Consider the following 5,383-nt stretch of genomic DNA (forward strand, 5'->3'; position numbering starts at 1 on the left):
CTCAAACCGGGATGGAAATAAAAGTTATTAAAATCAATATAATGTGAAAATGCAATGAGCATAAGCGTGTAACGTAGGTTTACTGTCTCATACAACAAACCCACCAATAATTCAAGACGTCCTCCACGGGGCGCTTACCATTGAACAGCGCGTTAAGCGGCGAGATTTTCGAGAAGGTCAGTTTTGATGATGCTTTCCAGGATTAGCGTTTATGCGGAGAAAGGATTCGTGGTTTTGTTTCCGCTATTTCTTTTCTTCAGCGCTATTTTTTGCGACTATACGCGAGTCAATAATCTCTTTCACCTGTCCGCTCTGTGCCTGTTGGGGATTGCTGGCGGGCAATCCCGTCCTGCGCCGTCAACTCTTCAACGACCGGCGGTTCAATACCGGGCTGTCGCTGACCGCTTTGATGCTGGGCTACTTTTGCCTCTCCACGCTATGGTCCGCCCAGCCAAAGGACCTGATTTCCGAACTCACCCACGCTCTCTATCTGCTGCTGTTTATTGCTATGTACCGATCAATGGCCCTTCAGGGCCTTCGGTCGATCGCGCTATGGGCCGTGGCCGCCGGGATGATGGTGTTGGTGGCGCTGACGTTTTTTACCGTCAATATCCAGACGATCCTAAACAATCGCCTGACGGACGGTTTCTTCGGCGCGCCGACTAACGTTATCGATCTGGCGGGCTATTTCGCGTTGGGCATCTTAATGTGCCTTATCATTATGCGCGACACGGGCGCGCTGGCTCTATTTGCCGGTCACCGTGCTATTGCTGGCCCTCTTGCTTACCCAAAGCTGCGGCCCTTTGCTGTCGTTGCTCTGCGCGCGGGCCGTTCTGTTGACTTTACGATCGTCTGTGCGTAGGCGCCATCTCGTGGCGGTGGCGCTGATAGGGGTTGGGGTGCCGGCCCTGCTGTTTATGACCCGCTTTGGCGATATCTTTTTGCAGCGCATGGCGAGCGGCTATCAGCAAAGTTTCATCCGCTTTGGCATCTGGCGCCACACGTTGGAGCTGGCGGCGCAAAAACCCTTTTTCGGCTGGGGACTGGATAAACAGCTGTCGTTTATCAACCTGCTGGGCGATAGCATCACCACGACCCATAGCCTGTATCTGGCCGCGCTGCTGAAAGGCGGCGCAGCCGGCGCATTGCTGCTGGCGCTGGTAATAAGCTACGGCTGCATCATGGCCAAACGGCAGTGCGATCGTCATCAGGGCTGGAGGGTGCGCTGTTCCTGTTCGCCGCCGGGTTTTACCTTACCCAGGGCATGTTTATCCTCAGCAATCCCAACGTCGCCTGGTACATGTTCTGGTTCCCGCTGGCGGTGGTGCTGACGCTGCCGTCGCCCGCCCCTCAGGCCGACGTTCCCGTCTGCCCCACGCGGTGCTGATAATACTGCGCCAGGGTCATACCGGTTACCCGGTTTTGCAACCCGTCGAACAGCACGTCCAAATCGTGATATAGCCGCTCTATGGCAGCCTCGTCCTTGAACGTCGGGCTACCGCCCGGCATAAACTCGGACGAATGCAGCATAAACTCCACATAATCACTTCCGGCGGCCAGGCTCTGCGCCGCCACCTGGCACATTTGCGCGGCGTTGCCGCCGGCGGGACGCAGCCATTGCACCGAGGGGCCGCGCCGTTTGCCGCGCAGACGATCGTAAACCTGACTAACCGCATTCACCCACGGGGCATGCTTGTAGGCGGTGGTCACCGGCACTTCCAGCAGCCGTGAGGCGCCAGGACGTGAAATATCCTCGGGAGCGATAAAATAGGCGCGATCGGGAAAATGGCGGTAATTGCTGCCGCCCGCCCCTGACGGCGCGCGGGGGGAGCGACGCCAGTCCACCCGCGGGGTGACGGAGCAATCCACCTGATAACCCAGCTCAAGCAGCATCGCGGCGTAGCGCTCGTCAAACGCCCAGCGGCCAGCGCGATGGCTTAGCATTTTTGTCTGGAAAGTATCTTCCAGCAGCTGCGTCATGAACAGAATTTTCTCCCGCATCACCGGCTCGGGATATTCGATCAGGTAAGGCTTATGACGCCCGTCATTGCCGGTAAGATCATGGGCGGGCGGGCTATTCCAGGCGTGCAGATGCATGCCGATTTCCGCGCTGCCGCGCGCTATGGCGTCGCGGGCGAAGTCCACAAAGGCGTCGTCCATCGCCATTTCATAATTGGTGAGATACACCGGCTTGAAGCGATACTTTTCGCATAATGCCTGGAAACGCGGCAGAAAACGGGCGTTCTCGGTAGTAATATGCCCATGGTTTTGCCAGAGATTGTCGCCTTCTGTGTCTATAGTAATAATAAAAGCAGGGGTAGCCATACCGGATCCAGTCTGAAATCAGAGAAATCCATGTTACGCAGCCGCCGTTAACAGCGCAAACTGGATTGTTCGCGATAATCTACCCGACAGGTGAGCCAATGTGATGTATACCTTCATTGCCTTGATGAAACTTAAGGAGATTTTCATCTCGCCTTAGGGTAGGATCACCGGGAAAACAGACCGTGTACAGCGGCATACAGCGGAAATCAGCATGCGTATATTGATGATCATTGATGGTTTACCCGGCGGGGGCGCAGAGAAAGTGCTGCTGACGCTCGCGCAGGGGTTAGTGTCCCAGGGCCATCGGGTGTCGATATTTTCGCTGCGGGGAGTGTGCGACTACGCGCTACCGGACGGCATTGAGTATCAGATTATCGCTGACCATGCCAGCACCCCCTGGCGCAAACTGACAGAGCTGTCGCGCCGGGCGCGGGCGTTGGATAAGGCGGTGCTGGCATCGCAACAGCGCAACGGCGAGTTCGATCTGGTGGTCTCCCATTTGCACAAAACCGACCGCATCGTGGCGCGCAGCTGCGTATTGCCGCAGGATCGCATCTGGTTTTGCCTGCATACCATGTTCTCGTTGGGCTATTTGGGCCATCGCAAGGGCTTTTCGCGCTGGCTGAAGCGCCAGAAAATTCATGTGCTCTACCAAAACCGCAATATTATCGCCGTCTCGCGCGGCGTCCTGGATGATATGCGCCAGGTCTTCAACGTAATACCACGCCAGGCCGAGGTGATTTACAATCCCTTCGATTTCACCGCTATCCGCCGGCTGGCCGAGGCGCCTTGTGAACTGGCCGGTCAGGATTACCTCATTCACGTTGGCCGTTTGCATGAAAATAAACGCCAGGATCGGTTGCTAAAAGCCTACTCCGAAAGCGATATTCAGGCGCCGCTGGTGATTCTGGGTAAAGGCAGCGACGCTATGCTGCTGCGGCTTAAGTCTCTGGCGCAAGATCTGCAAATTACCGATCGGGTGCTGTTCAAAGCATTCAATACTAATCCTTATCCCTATATTCGCCACGCCCGTATGCTGATCTTAAGCTCCGATAGCGAAGGTTTTGGTAATGTGCTGGTGGAGGCGCTTATCTGTGACACGCCGGTGGTCAGCACCCGCTGTCCCGGCGGTCCGGCGGAAATTCTGGACGGCGAGCTTTCCGCGGGGCTGGCGGAGTTGAGCAGCGTTTCGCTGGCGAAAACCATGCGGGCGGTTTATGACCGGCCGCCGGCGATTTCCTCTTCCCGTCTGCAGGCCTACGAGATAACGACGATTTGCCGGCAATATATCGCCTTGGCGCAAAGTGCTTCCTGACGCCGGCGGCGGCGCCAGGCGCTTTTCATCCGATAAAAGACCCATGACGACAATGACACAACCGGAATCCGCAGCGATTAAGCTTAGCGTTATCGTTCCTCTGTATAACGCCGGCACCATGTTTCACACGTTTATGTCTTCCCTGTTGGTGCAAACGCTTACTGACCTGGAAATCATCTTGGTCAACGACGGTTCGACGGATGGTTCGGAAGTGCTGGTGCATGAATACGCCGAGCGCTATGCCCATGTCCGGGTGATTGACCAGGCCAACGGCGGGGTATCGCGCGTGCGCAACGCCGGCCTGGCGACGGCGCGCGGCGTCTATGTCACCTTTCCCGACGCCGACGATATGCTCTATCCCACCCTGTATCAGCGGCTCTTGACGATGGCGGAGCAGGATGACCTGGATGTGGCGCAATGCAACGGCGAGCGTTTTTTTGCCGGCTCGCAGCGGATTAAGACGCTTATTCCCCTTGATCGCCTGAGCTCGACCGGCGTGTTGAGCGGTAGCCAATGGCTGCGCCAGGCGCTGGCCACCCGGCGTTACCTGCATGTGGTATGGCTCGGCATCTATCGCCTGTCGTTGATAAAGCAGTTGGATTTGCGCTTTGAGCCGGGGCTGCATCATCAGGATATACCCTGGACCACCGAGCTGATGTTCAACGCCCGCCGCGGGCGATATACCCAGGACGTGCTGTATCGCTATTACATCCACGATCAATCGATCAGCAACCGCAAACGAACCGGCGTTAAAAACGTCGAATATCAGCGGCATTACTTGCGCATCGCCGAGTTACTTGAAGGCATCAACCGGCGCTATCGCGGCAAAATCCATCTTTACCCTGAGTTTGCGCGGCAGGTGACCCATGAAGCGCTGTCCGTTTGCCATACGGCGCGGCGGATGATCATCAGCGATATTTTCAGCAGCGGCACCCATAAACGCATGATCCAGAATGCGCGCGGCATCCGCCAGTGGTACCAGCTGCTGCTGTGGCTGTGCCGTCTCTACGCTTGGCGCCGGCGGTAACCCGTGCGCCATTACCGCCCTCCGGCGGTATAGCGATAGCCGAACGTCCGGCGCCACAGGCCGCCGGTTTTTTGTTACTCCGTTAGCGCGACGCCTCGCCTCCGGCGGCCGCGTCCTTCCTTCATTATCTGCCCCATAGTCCCTATCCTACGGCATTGAAGGCTTATCCTTTGCCATTTTACCCCGCTACATCCGGCGGATGCCCTCCCGAGGCCTAATAGCTGCCGTTTAACGGCGGATAAGTCGCCTGCGCCCTTTGGCTGCCGCCTAACGGTGGTGGCGCATCGGCCCCTACACCAGAGCCTGTCGATACCGCTCGCAATGATTAATGAGATATTGCGAAGCGCTACCCCACCGCGTAATCCCCGCCTGAGCGCGGACTGGGGCGCCCATCGCCCAGGTTGCCGCGTTTGCCCCCTTCTCTGACTAACGTTTGCTTTATAAATAGATGTTTTAGATACTATTTTTTATACTTATAATTATATTGCTTACAGGAATTTACCGGATAAAGCAGGTGTTCACCCTTGGCGATTCTCATTTCCTGGCCGGTCCTGCTCAGTAATCCACTGTTTGATAGTAAGCGTACGCCCAGCGCCGTCTGTTAATTCCCCATCAAGTTATTGAAGATGATGTCCATTATTTTTTTAATGGGCGCAATTCATGAAACAAACCCCACCAAAACCCTCAAGACGTCGTCCCAATTTCCCGCTGGACTT

General features: G+C 56.3%; 5 protein-coding genes. 4 read left to right on the top strand and 1 reads right to left on the bottom strand.

Annotated features, from left to right (window positions below):
* Positions 1-328 precede the first annotated feature (328 nt).
* Both ACMX3H_RS16750 and ACMX3H_RS16755 read left to right on the top strand, forming a co-directional pair.
* A complete protein-coding gene (locus tag ACMX3H_RS16750) occupies positions 329-862 on the top strand; it encodes a hypothetical protein (protein ID WP_415211627.1) in 534 nt (177 codons plus the stop codon).
* Positions 762-1,331 carry an O-antigen ligase family protein gene (locus ACMX3H_RS16755; protein ID WP_415211628.1) on the top strand — a complete coding sequence of 190 codons (570 nt, stop codon included), beginning with the start codon at positions 762-764 and terminating at the stop codon, positions 1,329-1,331. The genes ACMX3H_RS16750 and ACMX3H_RS16755 overlap by 101 nt, the downstream gene beginning before the upstream one ends.
* Before the next feature lie 19 nt (positions 1,332-1,350).
* Here the strand turns inward: ACMX3H_RS16755 and ACMX3H_RS16760 are convergent, their stop codons facing one another.
* On the bottom strand, positions 1,351-2,325 hold the full coding sequence (locus ACMX3H_RS16760; RefSeq protein ID WP_415211629.1) for a deacetylase: 975 nt from the start codon (positions 2,323-2,325) through the stop codon (positions 1,351-1,353).
* A 211-nt stretch (positions 2,326-2,536) separates the two neighbouring features.
* On the opposite strand from ACMX3H_RS16760, the gene ACMX3H_RS16765 reads away from it, so the two are divergent.
* Entirely contained in the window at positions 2,537-3,640 is a 1,104-nt protein-coding gene (locus ACMX3H_RS16765; RefSeq protein WP_415211630.1) for a glycosyltransferase, read from the top strand.
* Between the two features lie 52 nt (positions 3,641-3,692).
* Positions 3,693-4,667, top strand: coding sequence for a glycosyltransferase (locus tag ACMX3H_RS16770; RefSeq protein WP_415211631.1), 975 nt, complete (start codon positions 3,693-3,695; stop codon positions 4,665-4,667).
* The last annotated feature ends 716 nt before the right edge of the window (positions 4,668-5,383 follow it).

This window comes from Sodalis sp. (in: enterobacteria), from assembly GCF_047607725.1.
In the GTDB taxonomy this organism is placed as follows: Bacteria; Pseudomonadota; Gammaproteobacteria; order Enterobacterales; family Enterobacteriaceae; genus JBLKSS01.

Bases quoted from the DNA above. Each gene is read 5' to 3' on its own strand.
- ACMX3H_RS16760 (WP_415211629.1), bottom strand. From the start codon at position 2,325: ATGGCTACCCCTGCTTTTATTATTACTATAGACACAGAAGGCGACAAT.
- ACMX3H_RS16765 (WP_415211630.1), top strand. From the start codon at position 2,537: ATGCGTATATTGATGATCATTGATGGTTTACCCGGCGGGGGCGCAGAG.
- ACMX3H_RS16770 (WP_415211631.1), top strand. From the start codon at position 3,693: ATGACACAACCGGAATCCGCAGCGATTAAGCTTAGCGTTATCGTTCCT.